The organism is Kineosporia sp. NBRC 101677 (genome assembly GCF_030269265.1).
Lineage (GTDB): Bacteria > Actinomycetota > Actinomycetes > Actinomycetales > Kineosporiaceae > Kineosporia > Kineosporia rhizophila.
Map to the genome: position 1 here is coordinate 12,361 of NZ_BSTA01000022.1, position 24,716 is coordinate 37,076.

At 64.3% G+C, this 24,716-nt stretch carries 1 protein-coding gene (running past one end of the window); it reads left to right on the top strand.

From position 1 onward, the window contains the following. Positions 1–23,976 carry the 3' portion of a hypothetical protein gene (locus QSK18_RS34715; protein ID WP_285628494.1) on the top strand. Its footprint begins 12,324 nt before the window's first position, so 23,976 of the gene's 36,300 nt are visible here — the last part of the coding sequence; the start codon falls outside the window, past its left edge; it ends in the stop codon at positions 23,974–23,976. Positions 23,977–24,716: the final 740 nt, after the last annotated feature.

Consider the following 24,716-nt stretch of genomic DNA (forward strand, 5'->3'; position numbering starts at 1 on the left):
CTGGCCTCGGACTTCGAGCGACACCACACCGAAGACGGTGCTTGGCCTGCGACGGATGAGTTGGCGGCTGCCGACGGCCGACGGCCGATACGACGTCTGCCCGGTCGGATTCTGCTTGAGTCCGCGGCGGGCCGGCCTCTGCCCTGGGGCGAGTTCGGTCATGTGGTCACAGTCGGCGGGACCGCGGTTCAGTCGCTGCAGGAGGTCGCCGATCGTGCGATCGGCCAGCTGGGCGAAGACCTGCCACAGCACCTTCGACAGGCGATCCACCGCGAGCTGAAAGGGCTTTCGCAGATCTACCAGACTCTGGACCCTCAGCAGGTCACTGAGGCGGGTCCATCCCATGACAGCTACCAGGACAAGATGCCCGGCTGGGCCCCCGGGCGCCGACTGGTCTCGCCGCAGGGTATCGACCTTGGCGATGGAGCAAAACTCTTCCTGGATCTGGGACCGCTGCACGAGCAGGGCAGCGTCACCTACTCGACACCGGAGTCCGAGCAGAAGCTGCGTCTGGGCTCCCGCCCGACACAATCCGTCGACCCTGGCAGCTACCAGCAGCCCAGCACCTACAAGGACACGTACCGCGCCGTCTCTGGCAACGCCAACCTCAGCGCCGACGTCACACTGCCGGGCGGCGGCGGGATCGGTATCGGGGGCCGAGGCGGGGTGCGACGCCAGGTCACTCATGGGCAATCCATCTGGGCCGAGGTGGTCACTGAGCAACTGGCCGTCCACAACCAGCTCGCATACTTCACCACTACCCCAGCCGCCCACGGCCGTCCGCAAGGAAGCAAGTGGCGAGTCGAGTACGCGGACTCCCAGGGCGCCCAGCGAATCATCACTGCCCCTGAAGCCGTCCTTCTGGCCTTTTCTGAGAACGAGTCACCTGAGGTGGGCAGTGCGGGCCACACGTATCAGCTGGGCGAGCTCATCCAACTGCCCGCAACCGCGAGTCATATCAAGAAGTCAGCCTTCCACGACGTCACCTGGCGCGTTCTGGCGATCGACGAGTCGCTCACTGCCCACGACAACGAGTCGGGCCCACTGGGACGGCAAATCATTGGCCGATTCGCCGACAGCGACGAGGACTTCGTACGGGAAACCACGGAAATCTTCGATGACGAGAACCTTTTCCGCCACCGCATGGACGTGTACGGATCGGGCCACCTTCCCCCGAGCACGGCGACCAATGCCAACGGCGGCTGGGCCGGCCTGAAGATCATAGGGCGGACGACATCGGTCCAGGCGGTCGACACCTCCAACGCCCTCTTGAACCAAGACACCCGTCACCTGCTTGTAAGCGGCAATATTGGCAACGCTGCAACCAGTCTCAGTGCGAGCGGGCGGCTCAAGGGGACGTTTCCCACGGTCATGCCCGACAGCATCAACCTTTCGGCCAACCTTGGGCCCACGACTGGGCATGCCATTCAGCATACCCGCGAGTCGAGCGCTGCTAGCGGTGCCGGTGACTGGGAGTATTTCAGCCTGGAGTCCGACACGCGTACCTACCGGATGACCATTGACCTGCAGACGGAGGTGCGTACCGACGACGAAGGCGCTCGGACACCCCTCTCGTCCACCGCGACCCGCTATGTGCGGATTGCCCAGGGGGAGGCCCAGCGTTTCGAGGCCGAGCTGCGGGCGGTGCTGGCCCACAGCGACGAGGACACCGAGGACGTCGTGCGTCCCGGATCCCGACTTCCGGACGACAGCGACGCTGTCACAGATCGCCAGCCTCCCGCGGCGATCCAGGCCGGGAAAAGCCGGGGCATAGGTGTAGTGGACATCCTGGGTTCCTACTATCAGGTCGCCCAAACCGCCAATGACATGGTTCTTGAGGACCTTGATGCACTCGCGAGCACCGACACGGAGCAGGTACCCGGCCGGGACCTACACGATCTGGAACGCTGGATCATGCAGCAGTTCTCGACCCGGACGGCGCTGCCCAACACCAGACGGTTGATCGGTGACGCCCAGAGCGAGACGTTCTACCTCGCTGTCGACGGTGGCGTCCTGGACGTCGAGGTCAGTGTGTCCTCCCAGCAGGACAAGAAGTGGGTGAGCCGCCGGACCGGAACGGGATCCAGCAACTTCTACCCGATCTCTTACACAGCCTCCTCAGACACTGAACGTTCGCAGAAGGAGAATACGTACACCTGGGCCGGCGGGCTCGGGGGAAAGCCCCCTGTTACCCGCGACAAGGCCAACCCAGCCCTGGACATGAGTGAGGTCCCCGGCAGTTCCGGGGTGGGGGCGCGTGAACGTGAACAGGTCGAAGGCACAGCCCGCTCCGCGTCCTGGACATCGAAGGGGTTCGTGCAGGAGGGGCAGCAGCGGTCGTTCACCTTTCCCGTCGGCTTCGGCGTCACTACGAAGGTGACTTTCAAAAGCCGGGCGGCCAAGGGGGGAGCGCTTGCTGCGGGCGCGGCAGCGATGGGCCGAGCCGCTACAGACGCCGTGACCAACCTGGCCTCCGACAGGAACATCGGTGCCGAGCAGACACCAAAAGAAACTTCGACACAATGGCATTCGGCTACCAGTTACAAGGAGATCCCGAGCATCATCCGGTACCAGGTACCGGAAACGATGGCCCCAATAGCCTTACCGGAAGGGCAAGAGACTCTGGTTCCGACCCTCGGCGAGGTCGTGGAAATTATCCCGCCGACCGTCGTGGGGATCGGCGAGCCAGCCGTGCTGCCACCTCTGAGCCTACATACACTCTCCGACGGCTCTGCCCCTTTGTCACCGCGACGACGTCGAGACGATGTGCCGCTGGAGATGCTGTCGAGCGCAGCGCTGCGGGCGGTAGCGACCAAGCTCCTGGTTGATGCCGGACTGCCTGAGGACAGCATTGCCGCTGACTTGAAGGCCTGGCTCAACGAGGACTTGTTGATCGGCCAGATGCTGTTCAATCAGGAAGTCGTCACAACCAAGACTTTCACCGCATCAGCTGGGGGAAAGGCGCCCAAGGTGCGGCACGCTGAGATCGTCCTTATCGGTCGATCCTTCTCCGAGCTACCGGAAGCTGGGTTTGGCCAGTTCCGGCCAAACACGATCATCGAGGCCGACCCGGCCACAGCCAGCCGGGAACGGCTTCGCCACACCCAGACCGCGGCCCTGGGAGTGGAAAGACTTGGAACCGCTCAGGGCGGCGTTGCGGCCGGAGGCAGTCGCACCGCCCAGGACCACGAGAACAGCCGGACCGAGGCCAACGAGCCGATCGCCGGGCATTGGGTGTACGGCGCGCTCAAGGTTTACAGCGGGGTTCGCTCGTCCATGGTCTGGGACATGGAGGTGACGGCCCACAGCGAGAAACACGCTGATGTAGTGGGCGATCGAGAGGGCCGGCACGGTGGTGCCCGGCTGGTCGTCCTGGGAGGCTACGCGGGGCTGCGCCCCGAGGCCGACCTGACGGCTTTGCAACCGGCCGGGATCCCGGCACAGATTGATCCGACCGAGGTACCGCTGCTGGCTGCCTGGCTCGATCATGACCTCTCGTCCTTCCTAGCCGGAGACGAGAACCTGGTACTTAAGACGGCCCGCAGGCTTCTGGGCCAGATCAGCCCAGAGCTTCTGCATGTTCGTTGGCAAGCGGGTGTACTTCCCAGCTCCGGCCATCTTGGGCGCAGCGGTACCCCGGCTGTTCTGGTCAGCATCCTCGACCAAGGCTCTCTGCTGGCCCAGCGCGATCAGATGGCCGGGCCAGGGCTGCTCCTGCACCTGGAAGACCCGCGCCTGAGCCCCGTCGACGACGTAAGTCTGCAGCTGCGGGTGCAGGAACTGTCCGAGGACGAGATACCGCCCGAGTGGCTGGAAGCCGGTCTCATTGCGCCGGACGGTTCCTACGTCTACCTAGACACCCAGGACTCGGGCCAGGTCCGATACCGCCTCAACACGCAGCGCGAAGCCATCCGCCAATCGAATTACACGGCCTACACAGTTTCCGGCTCCGGAACCGTCTCAGCGTTCCCGCCGGTACCGGGCCTGTCGGGTGGAAGCCTGACCGGAGGGTTCAACAGCAATCCGTTCCGGGCCAGCACCCGGCACCGCGGCAGCATTGAACGGACGCGCGACAACGTGCTGCTCGCTGGCTTGGGCCATCGCTACACAGGTGGATACAAGCTCATCATCACAGCCCAGCAGGGGAAAAAATCTCTCACCGACGAAGTTTTCGTACCGCAAGTCTTCACCCTAAACGACTCAATCGCCCGGAACTTCGGCCCCCCTGCAGGCCGCCTGGCCACACCAGTGGCCGCCTATGACGAGACCGGGCAGAAGATACCCCTGCACTCCATCCTTGAGAGGCAGCAGCGCACCCCACTAACGGTTTCCAGGGCCGACATGCGCGATCGGGCCATATTGCCGGTGGGCGTCTCGTCGCCGGCCCTGCGTGAACTGCATGACGACACGGTGCGGACTCTCGCAAATACGTCCAAGACTGCTCGTGAGCTGATGGACCCCACCGGAACTCCGCGCCAGATGCTGTCCATCCTGCACGGGCCCTCACAGATCCTCAGCAGCTTCCACCTAACTTTGGAGGACGGTCACACCTTCCCCAAGCTCACCCACGCCACTGGTGAGATGAGTGATATACGGGCGTCGAATCGTACGACGCACGCTCTCTACGACCCGGTCACGATCGACTTCGTCAACGCCTCCACCCTCGCCGAGACCGTTCGAATGAAGGAATTGTCGTCTATCAAGATATTCGGCGACAACCTGGCAGCGAGCCTGTCAGGCACCGGCAAGATGCCGGTCCCCGCCCTCCCCCTCCTCTCGTTCACCTTCGGCGCCGGCGCCACAGGCGACTACGGCAAGAACATCGTCTGGAACGTCAACCAGCGCCTTCCCGTACCGGACTCGTTCCGGCGAACAGGGCCCTTCCTGCGGGTCATCGTCGGGCTCCTCGCGCATCAGGAACTTGACGTCCAGAGGCGGCGGGCAATGAAGAACGCCGACGGCATGGAGTTGGTCCAGGCGCATCTTCTCGACAGCGCACTGGAACTATTCGTGGACAGCGAGACGGTGATCGCCAAACGTCTGCTGCACCCCTACCTCGGATCGCCGACCGCACACGGCCGGTACCTACCTAGTCTGTCCGATCACGTTCCCGATCTGGAGTTCGATCCCCAGGCGGCGGATCTGACCGAGCGCGCTCGCTTCGAGGCTGACCTGGCACAGCACCGCACAGAACAGGACAGGCTGCGGGCGGCCTACTCCATGCCTTCCTATGGAGACTGGCAGCCCGTAGTTGGCTTCTTCCAGCCTGATCCAACCGGTGGCCCTGGGCATGTTCTGCTGACCTCTTTCCGATCGCCGGGCGAAGGAGAAAGGACGAGAGTCGTCCAGGAAGTCCTGACGTTCCAGGATCTGGCCGAACGCATCCTGCAGATGCCCGAGCATCACCGCGCAGGGCCGTCGTCTCGACCGCGTCCCATCTGGCTAGCGATGGGTGGGGTCACCCCCGCCTATGCACAGGGCCTGGCCGAACTCATCGACAGCCATGTCCTGGCAACCAGCGATTCCTGGCGGCAATGGTCAGAGGTCCGCGCGGTAAAGCCTGGGCTGAACGGACCGGACACGGACCGGGACGGCCAGATCGTGCTCTACTTCAACCAGGCCGATCGCGCGCCCCGGACTTACGGGCCCGACCTGAAGTCTGTCCTGCAGCGTGAGGTCCCCTACGACCTGCAAGGGGACCGGCGCCCAGACCCGGACGGGTTGATGACGCCGCGCAGCCCGATCTACTGGAGCCCTGTCCCGCTCGTAGAGTCGGCCCCGGAAGGATCCACCGCAACAGACGAGCCGGCCGTCTCCTTGCCGGTCACACTGACCCTACGGAACGACGAAACCGTCTCCCTGCACCTGGGATTTGGCGAGTCTGGCCTGCCCCTCCTGGAGCCGGCCTTCGAGAACGAACTGACCCTGCCCGTTGTCCGTGATCAGGAGCCTGCCCAGACGCAGATCACGGCAAGCCCGCCTATACCGCGGAACTCCGGCGACCAACAGCCCTCCGATCCCTCGCCAGTGCAACGAGACCCCGAAGCGGAACGGTTGTTTAGCGTGACCGGGCAGCTTCCTCTGCGGGTCGACCAGGAACGGCGTGGCGACGTCGAGGACCGGGTGCTGGAGATACATGAGATTCTGGAGGATGGGGCGCCGGTGCTGGCCGAGGCTCGTTCGAGCCTCGTCCACGCTGCAGTGAACCTTGCCTTCATGCTTGGCGTTCTGCCCAGCGGTTCACTCGGGCAGGCCAGCGACCAGGACTTGACCAACGCGGTTAAGCAGTTACTTGATGATGCACGACTCGCGCTGGCCAACGACAGCGAGGAGGGAACACCTGCTGGTCCGCCAGAAGCCGCAAGCTTGCTGATGATGGCGTTGGCCGAACCTCGCCGAGCAGCTCCGGACGCTGACGGAGTCATGTGGTACTTGAAGGGCAGGGCAGACCTCACCCCGGCGCAGCGCCGAACTCTTCTAGCGGTAGTCACCGCGCGGTCCGAGGGCGGTTCCGAGGCACCTGAGCGCCTTGACGACGCGGGCCTGCGCGATCGGGTTCGCACTCTGTTCGGCGGGCCTGAGGATTCGTTCCAGGGCGACATGTTGGAAGCGGTGCTGACCCGCCTCGCGCGTGCCTGGACCGACGAACCGATCACCAGCACCTATCGCTACCCCGTCGAGATCTCATCTGATTCTCGCCACTCCTCGCAGGCCCAGTCTGCTTTCGCCCGTCCACGGGTACTGGTATTTCCAGGACCCGGAACGAACCAGCCGGAGTACCTGGCGTGGGCAGGGGAGGAACTGCGCCGCCAGATGGTGTCGGTTCTCCAGGGATGGGGGCCGGTCACCGTGGGCGGGCGGAGCCTTGCCCTAGCCGCAGCCCCCGAGATCACGGTGGTAGGCGAGGAGTTCCTCCGACAGGGAGCCGGCACCCTCGCCGAAGTCTCCATGGAGGCCTTGGCCGAGGACGACAGGCAAATGTTTTCCGACGAGCCCGCAACCGTCTACGACGCCGTCGTCATCGTCGCCCTCGACGGGGCAGCGAAACAAGAGGACCTCGAGTGGCCCATGGGTCAACTCGCCTTCCCCGGCGCCCTGACAACCACGATCCAGATTGATGAAGGGGCTCAGGGCCTGGAAGCTGCGGCCCGGCTGATCCTGGGGCTGCCCGGCGGCGAGCAAACACCAGGCACGGAACTCCGCGAACATGAGCTGGAGAACTTGCTTGGCCCGCTGGTATCGGCCAGCGATCGGGAACGAGCGCTCTGGGTAGCTCACAGTGTGTTCGAGGGTTCTCGTGGCGGCGACCGGTTCATTTCCGACTCAACTGTGACACCGCAGGAAGAGATCTCGCTCGTGCTCGGACTCGGGCGCAACGGTTTCACGACATTCCCCTCCATGTCTGTGCTCGACCTGCATGCTCAGCTCGGCCGGTTGGGCGGCGGCGCGCTCGCCTGGATCGTCCAGCAGCGCTCCACCGAGCCTCGGATCACCACGGTGTGGGGCCGCAACGATGCTGCCCCCGTATGGTGGGATCCGCAGGCGCCTGTCGGTCAACGGCTGCGCGTACTCGACCCGCCCGTTCCCGACGATGGCCCGGTGGACGTCCTGCTCATGAGGCCGGACGGTTCAGTGCCCCATGCTTCTCAACTACGGCAGATGCTTGAGGGCGAGCAGATACCGCTGCCCCTTCATCTGGAACCGGAACAGTCACAGATGCTGGTGGCGGACGTCCGCACCGCTATGCACCAGTTGTACCGGCTAGGTCTGCCGAGCGATTTCCCCATGCCGGCAGCTGACTACGTGGTCGAGATGGGGCGACGTGTACTGGAAAATGGCTCTGCCGGGCGTAATCTCCGGGATTTGGCCTGGAGCGTGGTGCGCGAGTATCACCGGGAGCATGGGCGCGAATGGCCGCGTCTGAAGGGTGGGGCCCCCACCACTGATCCGATGCACATCGAGGATTCCTCCGCCGAACGATCCGCTTCGGCCGCGGTGTCCTCCTCGAGGGTCTGGGTCGGGGGACGGCAGATAATGCCTACTGAGCACCTGAGCCAAAAGGCGCGAGCGCTGTTCGAGGGGGCAGCCATCCACTCCTTCGACACCATGCAGCAGATGATCGATTATGCCGAAGGGCGTACGGATCACATCGGGGTGCTCTTCACCGGACCGAGTGGCACACAGGTGACCCTTCCGCAGACGGGCACCGTCATCATGGGGGAGTTCCGTGTCGGAATGACCTTCCGAGATGTCTACGCAAGCGTTTCCGAACATGGCGCGAGGCCCAGCTTTATCGACGAGTCGTTCCCGGTTGACGATCTGACCGATAGTCCTCGGCTGGAGCAGACGATCCATGCCGGGCTGGGGCCCATCCTCAGTGAAATGAATTTGCCCAGGAATTCTTCAGTTCACGAGTTCGGTGCGGACTCGATCTTCCCCAAGCTTGGATGGGCGCTCTCACTGATCCATCCCGGGCTTGACAGCGGCCCATCGTTCACGGCCCTAGGCGCTTCGGCGTCTCCGGAAAACCAATACTTGGCACGATCCTTCCCGCACGTTCTTTTCATGGCTTGGGATTACGCCAACGACGTTGCCGACCGCGGCGCCGGACATAATATAGAAGACCCATTCAGCGCCGAGCGAGCCGATGCCGAGCGTGCCTTGGTGGATGTCTTGCAGGCCCAGCGTGAGCACCTTGAGCCGTTCATCGAATTGCTTCGTGGTCTAGCGTTTCCCTCGGACTCGGACTCGGACTCGGACTCAATAAGTGCCGCCGACCGCACCGGCGACCTGATGCCGGAACTTTCCTACGGGCTGGTGACCTACCGTGAGGATTTCGTCGGCGAAGAAGTTTTCAACTCAGTCTTTCTGCCTGCTTTGCGGGCCTTCGTCGAATCACTGCAAGTGGTTCTGCGCGGGCACGTTTTCAACGATTCTTTCCTGGCCCCCGAACAGCAGGAAGCCCACTATCGTTCATCGGATACGAAAACCATGTTCTGGGCCTGGCGTGACCAGGCCATGAGCGAGATCGTGGCTCGGGCCGTGCGCCGCGGGGTCCGCTATGTAGGCGTCGGGACCCAGCACATGCTCGCGCTGCAACGGCAGTACGGCGATCAGTTGCCAACCGCCCACTTCATCGACCTGTCCGGGCCCGATTGGAGCAGGTTCGAGACCGAAACGTGGCATCTGTGGGCGGCCACCGAGGACGCAGTGCCCTTGCCGCACTCCTGGGCAATCGCGGATGCGGGCAAGGCTTTGCGGATCATGCCTGCTTTCGAAGCCGTACCGGCTCCGGTCAAACAGAGAAGTTCTCCGCGCTGGTGGCATGCCTGGTGGAGCAACGCCCCGCGCGGTGAGTCGGACTTCTCAAGCTTCGGAGAAGGACCTCGAGCACGAGATCAGGCCTACGCCAGGGCAATCCGTGTGATCGCAAGCGCTTCCGGTGACACACTGACCAGGATCAACTCGGCGAACCAGCAGGCTGCTGGCGACAACCGCCTGCTCCGCCTGCAGATGGAAGTCAGGCCGGTGGTGGCCGCTATCCTGGGCAACAGCCCCGAACTACTGACAAGCCCCAATCAAGGGTTCGGGCCGGCTGTAGAACTGACCAGGTCTCTCGTCCACAAGCTAGGCCTGCAGGCCCCAAGGCAGTCAGCCCCGTACGCGAGAGTGCCACGGCAACCCGGAGCGTCGCCCGATCTGACCCGAACTGAGCCCGGTGGTGCCGCCACCGGCGGTCATCTGGCTCGTATCGCGCAGGCTGCGCTGGGCGAACCAACGTCCACCACACTTCCCCAAGGGCCAGCCCAGAAGGTTCACATCGGGTTTGATCAGTCTGGGCAGCCGGTCCTCAATCTGGTCCCGCATCCTGACGTGCGTGGCACAGCCGGTGAGAACGCAACGGTGGCCACCTCTTCATTCAGAGGCGACGAGAAGCTGCCCCTAGGGCTGGCTCAGGAACAGTCGCCGGCCGGAATATCCTCTGGCAGCCCGAGAGCAGCCGTTTTGGAAGGCCTCGTTGTCCAGGTGCGGGCCAAGCTCAGCGAACTGAACACGCTGGGGCGCACCCTGCCCCAGGGATCGTCCCTCCTCTCCGCCGCCCAGGTCGAGTACCTGCTTCCACGGGCGCTGGACCAAGACCGTTATTCCGAACGCACGTGGGCAGGAGATCGGGATCCGGCCACCCGGGTGGCGCACCTGTACACCGACGAGCTCTGGGACTTCACCCTCCAGTACGACCAGGCCCGCACCACACTGCTGGACCTGAGGCAGACCGAGGGACTGGAGCATCTGGAACAGGCCGCCGACGCCGGCCGGGCCCGGGCGCAACAGCTGTCGGGCAGCACGGACCCCTGGTCGTCCGTACCCCTGGTACTGGACCGGCCGCTCGCGGTTCACGAACAGGTATTGGTGGTGCTGACAGCCGGTTTGCTACCGCACCAGCCGACAGCTGCAGCAGACGGCCACGTGCGAATCCCACGCAGTGACGCTGAGACAAGGCACTTGCTGGCGGTGCTCGGACTGCGCCAGGATCTGCGCCAAGATTCACTGGGGCAGCCTGCGCCGGATCGCTCACCGCGACGGGTCGAGGGACGCCAACCCGGGTGGTTCCAGTACGACCTACCCGCATCCAGACAGCTCATCCTCCGCCTGGTAGGCACACAGCTGCGCGCAAAGGGATACGGCGACCTCGTCAGCACGGCTTCTTCCCAACGAGCGGGAGACGTGGGGCCGGACGCCGTTCACATCGAGGGTTTCGCCATGAATCATCCACTGGCCAGGGAACTCGACCCGGAGGTGCTACGAGAGATGGCGCCATCGGGAGGATCGAACACCTACGTGGTGGAGGTCTCGCTGGGCAGCCCCAGACACCGGCCAGAGGAAGAGCTTCAGGTCCGTCTTGACTTCGACGACGACACCCAAACCGTGGGCATCCACATCTCCGCCCGCACAACCGCTTTCCAGCCCGAATCCCACCGGGTGTGGTCGGACGTGGTTCTCATGGTTCCCGCTGCCCCTAGGCAGCGCCGTACCCAGATCTGGAGTGGGCTCGCCGGAGGTATGCCCCAGGGCCGCGGCCCACAGCCGAGCGGTTCAGTGTCTGGTGGTAGCAGCAACCATTCCGGTCACCCGCGCCAATCATCCGACGGCTCCGCCCGACCGGCGAAGAAGACCTCAAAGCCCAGAGGCAATATCGAACTTGCGAACCAATACTGGAGGCAGGCCCGGCCGGAAGACAAGGAAAAGACGATCGAGCGTCGGGTGCGCAACGCGGGTAACATCGCGCTGGGCGGGGACCCATCGGTCGGTTGGGACTGGGCGGCTCAGGACGTAATCGTTGACATCTATCGCACTCTGCCAGGTAGCCAGACGCAGTTTTTCATGCATGTCGAGCTGAAAGATGAACAAGCGGCCAAAAACGCGGGTGTAGAGGATTTGAAACCGCGGAACCGACTGCTGCCCAAATTGACGTCGGCGCAACTGGCCGGGGCTCGCGCGTCCGGGGTTGTGTACGAGGCACGGAATAGTGTCAATGACGCTAAGCGCGCATTCCGGATTGTCGACATGTATCGACGTCAAGGCGTTTCGCCTGGGCGTATCACCTACTCTACGTTAGACGGACATAATAGGCTCTTATTCTCCCGGCTCATCTACCTTCCAGCAACCTGGGCCGGGGCGGATGTAAAGATGGAGGTCTGGTCCAAGTCTGCAACTACCGACGACAAGCATCTACTCGAGTTCACCCTAGTAGACGAAAATCTGCGCCCGGTACCTGGCGTGGATCGTGCGTACCGCTTAATTGACCTCGGCGACATCGATCTGAGCGATGCTGCAGAATGGAATTTCGGTACATACGAAAAAATTGTTCCTTCTCGGCTGTCGGCAGAGAAACGTTCATGGACGGCGTCCGTGATCGAAAAAGCTGTGGATCTGATCGCGGGGCAATCTTTGACCCAGCATGAGTTGGCGGAATTGAGGGCGCGCGCGATACGAACGGTTGCCGAATCAGTCCTGCCGCCGGTGAGCCACCTCGGATATTCTAAAGAACTTATGCTTCACCGTCAGCGCACCAGAGCGATTGCGCTGGTGGCCATGTCTTATCTTGTCACAGGTGATCAGCAGGGTGCCCGAGATGCGGCCCGTACCTTGGCACAAGACCTTTGGGAAGAGTCTGTGTCAGGACCGAAATTCGCGCTCGACCGTTCCCGGGTCGCATACCATGTGGGTGCCTCGCCTGACGAGATCAGGCGGGCCGATCGACAAGTCGAGGCACTTCGGTTGTCGGGGACTCGCCCTGTCGTCACCGTATCGCGCACTGTTCTGGTGGGTGGGGCTGTTCCAGTGACTCCCCACGGCCGGAAGCAGGTTGGTGCTACCTGGGGGAGCAGTCGCGTCGTGGTCGAGATCTTCAGAATAGAGCCAGCAGCTCCTACGACGCCTGTGTCGTATGTTATGAGCGTGCGCCAGGAAGTCGGGCAGCCCTCCCCTGCACCAGGAGAATCGGTCCGTAACCGCCTGCTTGAATGGTTTACAGACGACGACCTAACAACGTTGTTAAAGGAGAACTCCTCGCCCGACGTCCAGATCTCGCCAAGCGACCTCAAGGTAACTGCAGGTAACGCCGAGTCGTCACCGACCCCGGATACCTACCTCGGCGACGAAAGCACATTGGCCTGGCAAATTGTAAATCTGGCCACGTCGCAAGACATCCGGCCGCTTTCGGTCTTTAGGCAGCGCCTCGACGAGGCGGGAAACCTCGACCTCTTTGGGCAGAATCTGCCTCTAGGGCGCTCCGGTGAACAAGCCGAAATCCGGGTCTACCCGGGCTCGGGTGGTGGACTGCACCCAGTCCAGGTCGACCTGGGATACAAGGCAACGGTGCTGACCTTGCCATTGAGCGCAGGACGCTTGGGCAAACTGCCGGCGCCACCGCCGACTCGTGAGCCGCTAAGCCGTTTCCCCTCGTGGTGGAGCGAGAGCGAGCGAGCCGTCTTTGGAGAAAGCCTGCGGCAGGCTCAGGAGGCCCTGACGGCGCGAGCCCTGACGGGCGATATAGAGCGCAAGATTCAAGAGCAGGCTGCTGCCATCGTCCACCAGTACTTCCCGCTCCCGGAAGCATCGGTCAGCCACCTGGGCACGGACAGTCCATACCGTCGGCGCCTGGCCAACATCAGGACGATCATTAGCCCGTTCCTGGTGGAGGGGGACACTGCTCAGGCCATGGATGTGGCTAGGAAGTTGGCTCAGCGATTCAACAGTCCTGGCGCCCATGAACTCCCCCCCACCCGCCAAACCCCCGTCGCGGCCTTCACGACTGATGATCCTGCGCAGATGCTCGCCGACGGACGGCCTCCGGTCCGGCTTCCGCAGATCGCTCCCGAGTTGGTCGATGAGATCAGGGGCAACCCTGCAAGCCTGGTCGCTGAGCATCACCAGTGGCCGCTCAGGCAACTGCTGGCGGCCGTCGGTAACAGCAGCGACCCGCAGGACTGGCCGGCCTACGCATATGAGGGCTTCCCCACGGAAGATCTGACGCAGCGTCCTCACCTGCGGCAGGCCTTCGCCGAAGCGTACGTGTCGTTGCTGGAGCAGTACGGGCAGGGGCCCTACCATCGCGATGGCTGGGGGAATCTGTCGGAGGTCGGTGGGGAGCCGATCCTGCCCAAGCTGGGGTGGGCGCTGCACACCTGGAAGCCCATGCTCGCTGAGCCAGGGTTGCACACCCTCTCGGCGCCCGCGTGGGGGCATCGTGCCCTTCAGACACTGATGCTGGCCTGGGGACACACCCTTGACGTGCTGGAAGAAGGGCACCAGGTCAGCGAGGCACAGTCCGTGCTGGCACAGGCCGCCGCCGGCGCTGAAGCACTTCAGCCATTCATGCGGACTCTGAGCGCGCATGACACGCTCGGAGAAGCCGTGCGGATCCATCGGGCCGGGCTGAGCCCGGACGGCTATATGCATTTCGAGTCTCAGCTATTCAATTTCGTTGATTCGTTCCTGACCGCGATGCGCGAGGAACTCCAGCAGGACCCCTACCTTTCACCGGGGCAGCGCGATCAGCTCGCTGCAGAGACCGACACGTCGCTGCTGTTCCTGAATTGGCGTGAACTGTCGCTTGCCGCCGTGACGAGGATGAGGCTGGCCCAGGGGAAGATCGTTGGCGTTGGGGCCGGCCATGTCCGGCGGATGGATCCGCCCACGACGACGAAGGCCCGGACGTACGACTTCACCGACGGACGTCTGCGACGGATCGAACAGTCTGCGCCCGCGATCGATGGTCAGGCCGGCCAGGCCGATCAGGGTGGATTGCAGGCATGGGTCGACCTGGGCGACAGCCCGGGCCACGCTCGAGAGCGCTTCGTGGCCGAAAGTTCCCGTTCCCACGCTGAGGAACTGGGCGAGCAGTCGCTTGAGCAATCCCCGGTCTCCGGGACGCAGGGCGACAGGTTGGTGGAATCCATCACCGACCTGGGATTCGTTCCGTTGCAGGACGCCGGTCACGAGCCGTTCGACCTGGCGCTCGCCTCCCCCTCGACCCGGGAGAGAGAACCGCTTTCGTGGGAGGAGTCCGTGGCCCAGTTCGGCCTGGTCCCTCTCAAGGCTGCCAACCAATCCGGCTTCGAGGACGTGTTCGGGCGGCCGTCGTCGGCACCGCCGCCCGCGTTCGGGCCCGTTGCTCGCGAGCGCGTGCTGCACCAGATCCACGCCGCCCTGAACGAGTCGGGAGCACTCGGCGCTATGTACGGGCGCACCTGGGCCCAGGACGTGCTGGGCGCGGTCCGTTCGAAGGTCACCCCGAAAGCCCTCACCGCCTTGCTCGCGCCATCTGCGACGACGCCTGAACCGATCAAGATCGGGCATCCCGATGTCGGGCGGCAGTCCGGACGCCCTCGCCGGCAGGTGAGCATCTCAGTATTGGGAGAACGCCGCGAGGACCCAGCGAACCCGGACTCACCACAGGTCCGTTTCACGGTGGAGGCGCACTTCACCCGGATGCCACGCCCATCGGCGCTCATCGGGTCCTGGTCCGCCGTCCGCAAAGTCCTGTCCGGCAAGGGACAAGGCCTGGCAGTCACTACCAGCGTCACCAAGAGTGTCTTTCCCGCGGCCCTGGGGCTCACCTCCGAGGGGCGGCCGATCCTTACGACCAGCCCCATCGGACGCACTGAGGCCGATGTTCACCCTGCAGGTGCGATGCGGCGACCTCTTTTCCTGCCGCCGTCTATGGCCGAGCCCGAGACGCTGAGCGCCAGCACCTCTTCCGTAGTTCGCAGCACCCCCTGGCAAGGGTGGCCGGATGATCAGTTGATGAGCGCACAGCGTCGGCCGAGCCAGTACGGGCATCATGGCACCGGTCTGCTCTCGCCATCGGGGTCGCGGCGGAAGAGCAGTAGGAAGTGGGTAGATGGGCAGGCAGCTTTTCAGCGCGTGGCCAGCAACCGCAGCCTGCAGGACGCCTTGACACGCGCCTATCAGAGGTATGCCCGTGAGTACGAGCCGTTGGCACTGGAAGGCGTGCCAGGGATGGTCCGGATTTTGGCCGCTCAGCACCTGGCAGCGACCCGCGAACCGCGCCTTACGGCTGAGCATATGGAAAGCATCCACGTCGCAGCCGTGAACGCGGCGGCGCTCGCAGCTGCCCGTGAGGCTCCTGTCGCGGATGCAGACGAGCAGTTGCGGCAGATGCGCCGGGATCTGGCCGCCGGCCTGCTCAATCAGGTCTGGGAGCGCGTCTCGCAGGTGGTGGACCTACCGCGGCACGAGCACTTCCGGCCGCTGCCGCAGGCCCGGGAGCATCCAGACCAGATCAATGAGCACCTCCTGCGGATGGCGCGCAAGAGCCAGTTGTCCAGCAATGCCTCCCAGGCAGCGGGTAAGGCACCCATGTCACCTCCGGCGCCCGCCCGTGTTGCAAGTCAAAAATCGTTGCGGACGAATTTTTTCCAGGCGCGCCTGCAACAACTTGAAAGGGCGGAGGCATCGGCCGACCGGGGGATGGAGCCCACTCTGTCGGTCGTCCCCTATTTTCCGCGAGCAATGGGGCAGCTAGCGCCGCTGGACCTCAAAGGGGTGTTCCAGCTGTTCGCGGTGCTGCGCCAAGCCGGCTTGCATTTCGGCCTCACCGTTGCCCTGGACCAACTGCAGGTCGTCAGTACCACTCTGATCCTGGAGTTCGACTCCTTTCTCGGCGAGGGGCGGGCGCTGCCGATCCAGGCCCGAAGCGTGCACCGGAACGTCCTCGGTCGGCGGTCCACGGTGGAGTTGGACGTTCATCTGCGGCTGCGGCAGTTCCGGCAGGACTCCGCGCTGGTCCAGCCAAGTATCCGACAGGAGCTGAACACGCAGCGGTCACAAACCGAAAGCCGCTCAGAGACGAGGAAGTCGGGGGCAGGGACGCCGCTCGGACTGACTCTGTTGTCGCCGGTCGGGGTGGGCGGAAGCGTGCAGTTCTCGGCCCGACTGGTCAATGATGTCTCCCAGCAGGTCAGCTTTACGCCCGCAGAGCAACGCTCGTTGCGCAGCACCGGTGGTGCACGGGTCCCCGTCGGCTTCGCCTTCGAGGTCGTCGCGGTCCCGGTGACGCAGACGAAAACACAGGACCTGCCGTTCGTCGCAGCAGTGCCAGGCACACTGACCGTGCAGGCTCCCAAAGACCTGCTGAAGTTCGTTCCAGTACCGGCAGCCCAGCAAGTGACTGTCGAGGTCGGCACCGAGCGCAGCGCCGCCGTGGTGGAGGCTCGGTCCTTTTCGATCGATGCGGTGGTCGACACGGGCGATCTGGTCAGCGCCCGGCGCGAAGGGCTGCCGTCGGGCGTCTCCGAGACCGGATCCGCAGGCCGGCGCACCGGCGAACGCCTTTCGCGTTCCGTCGCGCTGCAGCGTGACTTGATCAGCATGTTGGAGGGCCGATCCGACTCCCCGGTGCTCTTGGGACGCAAGAAGGCACAGTGGACGGCTCTGAACAGCTCAGCCGCGATCACCCGGATGCGACCTCTCGGAGCCGGTGGCGCCGCCAACCTGCGCACGGCGCTGGGGGTGGCATGGAGCAGTGGGCTGCGACACAGGGCCGGGCTCGACGTCAGCCTCGCCATGGGCCCCGCCTTCGGCGCACCGTTCGACGTCCTGGCCTGGTTCGCGGCCCGTCTCATGCCTGTTCTGACGTTCACGAACCAGAGCAGCCAGGACGTGTCGCACACGCAAATGTCGCGTGGCGGCCACCAAATCAACCACCCGCGCGCGCTGTACCTGGTCAGCATCGACATCACGGAGTCGCACTACGACCCGCGAACGTCAAGCTGGAAACCCTCGTCGGGCACCCCCCACGAAATCCACGCCGTAATCAGCCTGTCCATCCCGGAAGCATCCGGCCTCGGTCTACCCGGAGCTGCAAGCGCCAAACCCATGCTCGTGCCGTACGACCCGGCATCCGGCAATCCGGCCCGGTCCCTACCCTCATGGTCCACCGACGAGGATGATCCGGCCGGGACTCTGCTGTCTGCCATCCTGCCCTCAAGCGTCTCCTTGGAGATGGAAGACGCGGTGCGAGCTCTCGTGCACGAGTCCGGTTTCGGGGACCAGATCTCCCAGAACGGGGGCCCGGAACTGATTCGTGTAGATGAAAAGACAGCTCAGACAAGGTTCCTGAACGACCGGGCGATCCGTCAGAAGGTCTCCCGCACATCGCTGACGCCACTAGAGAAGCGTCAGATCGTGCTGCGCCGCGACCGGGTGGGCCACCACGAACTCCTGACCGTCACCATCACCCCACGCAGGGGCCGGCCCGTCTACCAGGGGCACTGGCCGGCTTCGACAGTTCGCGCCACCCATCAGCGAGGTACGGGTTCCACCCTCGAGAACGTGACGGCCACGGCGGCCGGCCTCACCGGGGACATCCGGACCCGCTTCGCCGACGCCCATCTGGGCCCGGCGCTCAGTGCGCAGATGATCTGGGAGCAAAGCTCGCTGAAGCGAGTCTCGGTGAGCCAACAACTAAGTGTGTTGTGGGTCGGCGACCCAACCACCGATGTCTTCAAGGCGCCTGTGCACTGGAAGATCACCGCTGAGGTGACCTCGGCATCGCCGGCGGTCCCACATATCCACACGGTGGTGAGCCGACCGGTGACGGTGACCGCGCCGCGGGCGATCACTGAGCTGGTTCAGGACGGGCCACAACGTCCTGCCATGGTGCTCAGCCCAACTGTTCAGCAGGTGTCCTCCCGCCCCGAGATCCTGAACTCCCGGGGCGGCGGCGTGCGGGGCCGGCTTGAGGACACCCGCACAGTGCTGGAGATCCGGCGGCGCGAACACCTGCTCGAGCAGGTGAAGACCCAGATCGCCCAGGTCTCCGGGCCCGACGTCTTTGCCGCCCACGAGCAGGCCGTCACGGCCCGCTTCGGTCCCGAGGCGGTGCGCAACCAGTTCTCCACGCACGGCTGGTACCACCGCTTCGGCGACGTCGAGGTCTTCGCCCTGCCCAGCCTGAGCAACCGTCAAGTGCTGGGCGTCCTGGCTCTCGGGGTCTACAGCGAGGTGGTCAACACCAGTGGGCGCTCCGCCGGCGCAGGCGGCCACCGCGCATGGATGTGGGATCTCGACCTAGGGGTCAACGGTCGAAGCCAGCCGTTCGGCCCGTTCTTCGAGTACGCCCTTACGGCTGGTCTGGGCCGCACCCGTAAGCGTGATCATCTCCTCGAGCTCTCGGCTACCCGGGAACTGAAACAGGTGCTCGGCACAGCGCCGCTCTTCCTGGTCCCCGGTGACCTTTCCTGGACGGTGGCCACCGCGTACGAACGCCCGGCCCGGCTCGGGATTGACGGGGACGGCCACTGGGCTGTGGGGGAAATGAAGGTGCTGCAGGGGGCGCTGCAACTGCTGACCGAACGGCAGGCCCGCGCCCTGCCCCCGGACCCGGTCACCGGCCAGCGACTGCTCGACGAACTAGACAGCATCCTGGCCAACAACCGGGCGTGGGCTCACTCACCCGAAGGACAGCAGTGGCTGGCCGATCATGGGCACGACCCGGACGACACCCCGCCCCTGTACGAACCAACGGCCGGGCCCGTCCCATCCCTTGAACCTCCCGCCTATCTGAGCGGGGGACCGGGCTCTGCGCTGGGCGAAGGCCTGCTCACACTAGTGCCCGACCTGAGCCACTTCGCGGACCTCCTGATCTCCCAGATGGGCACGCTCGCCGACACATTCTTCCCGCACGGAGCCCAGGACGTCCGAAACAATCGGGGCCAACTTCTCTGGGCTCTCGGACCGGAGGGCCTGGGCGGCCTGCTCGAAGACGCCCTGGACGGTGGCGCGGTGTTTGGGTTGTCCTCCTACGGCAGCAGTCCACTACGCAACCGCCTGCAAAAGGCGGCGTCCAGCACAGCCGCGTCCAGCCCAGCCCCCGAAGATGACCGGAGCAGATCCAGCCGCAGCGCAAGCACCCGGGTCGCAGTGGTCAAGGTAGTCGTGCGGGCCGGCCGGGCTCGTGTCACCGAGATCCTCGTCGACGGGGGCGACCTGGAGATGTATACGAACTTCTTTGCTAAGCGCAGTGAACGTCTGTCGTTCCTCGAACGACGCAAGATCCAGGCCGCTGGCGGGTTCGGCTTCCAGGGCGAGCCCGACCAGGTCATTCAACCTATATTCGGCACCGGCCCTGGGACGGGAAAACAGTTCCTCGTCGAGAACGGTGCCGATGGAGCAGAGAACGCCGCCACTCTGGCGCTGAACTGGCTGGTCGGTGGTCCACGGGCCCTCCTGGAGGTGCCGGTCAGCGAGGTCGAAGTGTCGCTACGGCTGCCCAACGGCAGAACATTCACCGTGACCGGTTCGGTTGCCGGGCAGGTGGATCCGCTGACGGTCGAACATGCGGCCAGCCCGCTACGCCTAATTGGGCAACCACACCCTGCGGTTCCCGGGCCGGTGACCGTACACCGGGCCCGAACGGTAGATTCCGACGCCGAGGCCGGTGCGTTCATCCAGAACTTCCTTGCAGGCGCCCAGCACCGGATGCCGCGGGAGTCAGCCATCACCTGGTTCCTGGGGGCGGGCCCACTGAAGGATGCTCTGCTCGGGCTTGAGGGGGTGGCGGAAGACACGGTTCTGGCCCTGGTCCTGGAGACGGCGGGCAGCAACACGGCCGCTCGCAGTTGGATTCCCTTGTCACAGAACGACGAGGGCTACCCAGCTCCCTACCCGGGCTTGAAGATCTACTCACGGATGCTCAACACCCAAATACTGTCTTCAAGCGAGGATCTGTGGACGGCAGTCGAAGGTGCCTTGGCAGCGGTCACCCCGTCGGTAGCCCGGGCCGTGAGCGCTCCGGTGCGTACCCACGCCGAAGACACGATGCTTAGCCTTAACGTCAATCCCGGTGGCATGCAAAGCGAACCTCCGCCACGCACCGAGAGCAGCAATGGTCCACGCAGCGCTAGCGCCACTGAGCAGCGCTCCGGAGTGAGCGATACTTCGGCCAACAGCCGGATGGTGCGTCGGGGCGGAGCTTCGGTCGCCACCGCACACACCATCGATTTTCTCTTGGCTCATCGCAAGGGCTCACGAACCAGCTTCACCATCGTCAGTCTCGAGCGCGCCGTTGGGCTGCGGATGAGCGCCGAAGTGGCCCGCACGGAGCTGGGATTCGCGCTGCCGGAGTCGATGAGGCAACCGCGTCGGGAGCAGGCTGCGCTGGTGAAGGCCGGGGTCAAGCGACAGGAGGCCCGACGTGAGGTCTTTGCCTCGGCCGTGCGGCTGCGCCAGGAGCTGAACGGGGGCAATCCGGACCCCCTCAACGAAACCCGTCGGCAACTGCTGCGTCAGCAGGCTGCCGCCGACCGGCTGGAACTCTCCTTCCGAGAGACCCTCGGCCTGTGGATGGAAGCCAAGAGGGCCGCCGACGAGGCCGCTGACGAGAGTCGCCGCAAGAACCACTTCCATCCCCAGGGATACCTATCGCGAACCCCATCCGTAAAGCCGGCCGCACCGAAGGGGACGAGCTCCGATGCCCAAGAGCCGCCCAGCGTTCTAGGCGAAGTAAACCGGCTGCTGAAGCAACGGGATTTGCCGTCCATAGGGCCGGATCAGCTGGACGAGCTGGATCACCTGGTGAGCGCCCCCGTGCGGAGCGTGCAGGAACGCGCAGACGAGATCGTGCAGCACCACCTGAAGCCGGGCCAGCCCACCGCTCGCATGGTTCACGACCGACTAAGAATGCTTTACCAAGATGTCGACGGATCTGCCGAGGCGCCGAGAATGCTCTCGCTGGAAGAGGTACAGGAACACCTAGCCAGTATTCAGGCCCAGAAACCTCAGGGCGTCAATCTGGGACAGACAGACTCCTTGGCACGGGCAATGTTGAGTGACCTGCTGGGGCTCAGAGTCCCCGGAGGTGGTCGCCTGCTCAAAGCGTTCAGGTTCCACGCACACAGGCATGCTTCCGAAGCCGGTCCATCCCGCGCACAACTTACTCCCGGAACCTGGGTGGGCCAGGGACTGAAACAGATCCGAAACCAAACGGCGCAGCTCACCACAATGCACAAGCGCTACGAGGGCTTCGCCCTGACGTACCAGGTACCCAATCTGTTCGAAGACGGAACTGTAATCGAAGCGATCGGTCAAGACGTCGTCGCAGCCTTACGTGATCTTTCTTCCCCGCACCAGTTGCGACCGTATCTGCGACGTCTGGCAGAGGTCCTCTCGGCTGCTCAGGGAGTCCTGCCCCGTGACCGAGATCTACCGGTCAATGAGTTGAAAGAGTTGTGGGACCAGTACTGGGCGTCACACGCCGGGCAAGACGACACCTACGACGCTCAGGCCCGCCGGATTGTTGAGCTTCTGAACGAGGGCATCCCGGTACTGGACCCGGACGCGGTGCGCAGTTACCTGAACGACGAGTCGACTGCTCTGGAACCGGCACAGGCCACCACCTTGGAGGCCGTGGGCAAGGGGATCTCCCGATGGCAGAAGGCCGTCCACGAACGCAGAGAGGCGGACGCCGAGGCGATCGCCCAGGGCCTGAGTTCGCTGGCGAAGGTTCTGCGTCCCCATACCCGCCTGGACCCGGCTGTGGTGCCGATCATCGAGGCATCGCCCGTGGCCGTTTCCGCCACTCAGCTCGCGCAGGTTCACGGCTACCTAAGGTTCCGACCATTTCAGTGGTCTTCCGATGAGGGTCAGGCCGTGGACGAGCCGGCTCGCAGCAATCTGCTGCGGCAGTCGGTGCGGCACGGCCTGGCTCTGCTTACCGATGATGTGCTGAAGAGCGAAGACACTGTTGATGCACTGGGCCGTGCGCTGGAGCGTCTCGCACACGAGCCCTCGCAGGTCTCGGTCGGCGTCCTGCCCGAGGTCGGCGAGCTTCCGGGCGACCTGCTGGCTGTCCTGGTCAGGGTCCCGCTGTTGCTGGTGCCTGGGCCCGGTGTGACGGAGGCGGAGCTCCTGGAGGTCAAGGACCGGATCGAACGGACGGTGGCCGGGCATTTCGAGCAGACCGGCCCGCTCTCCCTGAGCGGTCGCCGGTCTCTGGTCCGCGTCGAGCTCGCGGTACACCTGCGACTGGACGAGCGTGTTCCCACCTATCAGGTGTTCTGGGTCTTGGCCGGTCGTCCGGAGGACAGCGATTTCGGATGGATGTCCGGCAGCGGACTGCACCAGTTGTGGCGTAAGAGGCCCAGATCGGGGGCATTGCCGTTGATCTTCGCCGGGCGGTTGTGGACCGCCGACGACGGCCTTCCTGCGGAGGTGATGAGATGGGCCCTGGGACTGGGGTTCGGGAGCGAGTCTGACGCCGAGGCAAACGCCCGGGTGATCGCCGGGCCGATCACTTCGGCCCTGGAGCCGGCGCTTGCCCTCGAGCAGAGCTACGATTTCGCCCGGGCATTGCAGGAAGCCGAGCCTCAACTTCGCGTGCTGTTGGCTGAGTTGGACTACGCGGATGTGTCGGCGACGCTGGCGACCGTCGATCCGGACCGGCTGCGTCAGAGCGTCCGCAATCAGTTCCTGAACGGCTCCGGCACCGAACCGCAGACCATCCGGCTTGACCCGCGCCGCCGCCACTGGAGGTCGGGACGTCACCAGGCCTTCGTCATGGTGACCGTTGAAGCGCACCTCACCAGCACATCCGAAGGACCCACTGTGTCGCTGGAAGTGTCCGTGAGAGAACGCGGTGCCCCGGCTATGCCTTCGTCGCATGGCAATATCGCTGGCTCCTTCTCAAAACGGCTTACCAGAGCCCACGACGGACGTTCAGCTGATCAGTCGAGTCCTGACGGGCTCACCTTGCTGACTTCGCATGTGAACCGGGCCAGGCGTCTGCTGGAACAGCGTGGTGAAACCCTGCTGCCACAACTGAGAGAGGAACAGCTCCTGGAACTGGCTCACTCGGTCACGGAACACACCACGTCCATACGGGATCTGGCATGGACAGTGGTGGAGCTTCAACGCCGCCGGCTAAAGGCCGACGAGGAACAGGCGCAGGCCGCCAGAGATGCTGCTGAAGCCTTCAAGGCCCAGCTGGCGCTGATCAGCGGACCTGAGGCAAGCTCTGGTGGCGGAGGCGAGGCAGACCTGTCGCACATTCCCTTCCCCGAGGAGCCATACACAGACCTTGACTCCGAGACAGAAGACCTTCTCGCCGCAACACCTAACCCGACGTCACCGCCCAGACCTCAGACGTTGTCCGAAGCCGTTGTCCGGGCTCTTGGGACGCTGGGTCGTCAGGTCGGTGCGCCGGCCCGGGAGGTTGAGGCCGGGCTGCAGGAATTGACCGATCAAGTGACCGTCGAACTGCGAGAGCTGATCGAGATGCAGATCGTTTCGGACCCGCAGCCGGACATGCCCTCGCCTGCACAAGTGGAGACTCTGCTCTGGCAGGTGCTGGGAGACAGAAAGGCGTCGGAACGCTCCTACACAGGAGACCTAGCGCAAGCGGTCGCGCATGCCTACCTGGACCGGCTGAACCGCAGAGTCGTGATCCGGTAGGTCCGTGTCGACCAGAAGCTTCATCGGGGAACAGGTCTTAGGCTGCTCGAACGGTGCCTCGACCAGTTCGACCGCCTCGACCGTTACCGATACTGATGGATTTCCCGCCTCCTGCACACGCCTGGACAGGATGAAAGGGCCCGCAACCGCCCAGGTACACAGCCCAGCTGAGCCCGCAAGGTTCGACACGTAAAGGCTGCAAGGACGATTAAGCTGCCTGCCGTGGCCAACCGGTCGCCAAGAGGATGGGATGGACGAGACAACCAACTGCGCAATCACCGGAAGAAGGTTCGCTGCGTCAGTCGTCCACGGGGCTCGATGGGGTTCCCGAACAAGAGCTATCCCGGTTGAGAGGTCGCCGTACACGTCAGTCGGCCCCGAGAATGGGGCTCTTGAGCCGGCTGCCGCATCCATGAATTCTTCGAGTGTGCTCGGCACACGGCCCAGTCCGCTCTGCTCAGTGACGTCTGCCAGCAGGTCACGCACTGGACGCCCGTCATGGTCCCTGATCCGGAAGCGCTGTCCACTGGTCCAGATGTCCAGCATGGTTGTCATCGCGGGAGTCCCGGGGAAGCGACGGTCACGGCGAAGTCGCGCTCGGACATCCGGAAGCCGTTCGAAGACGTACTTTTGCATGATGCATACCTCTCGCCCATGACATGACGTGGCCTTGACGCCGATACAGGAGGCCCCAGAGCATCTTTCGTCGCCGTTGATTCGCGTCGGGGCTGAGGCAGCGG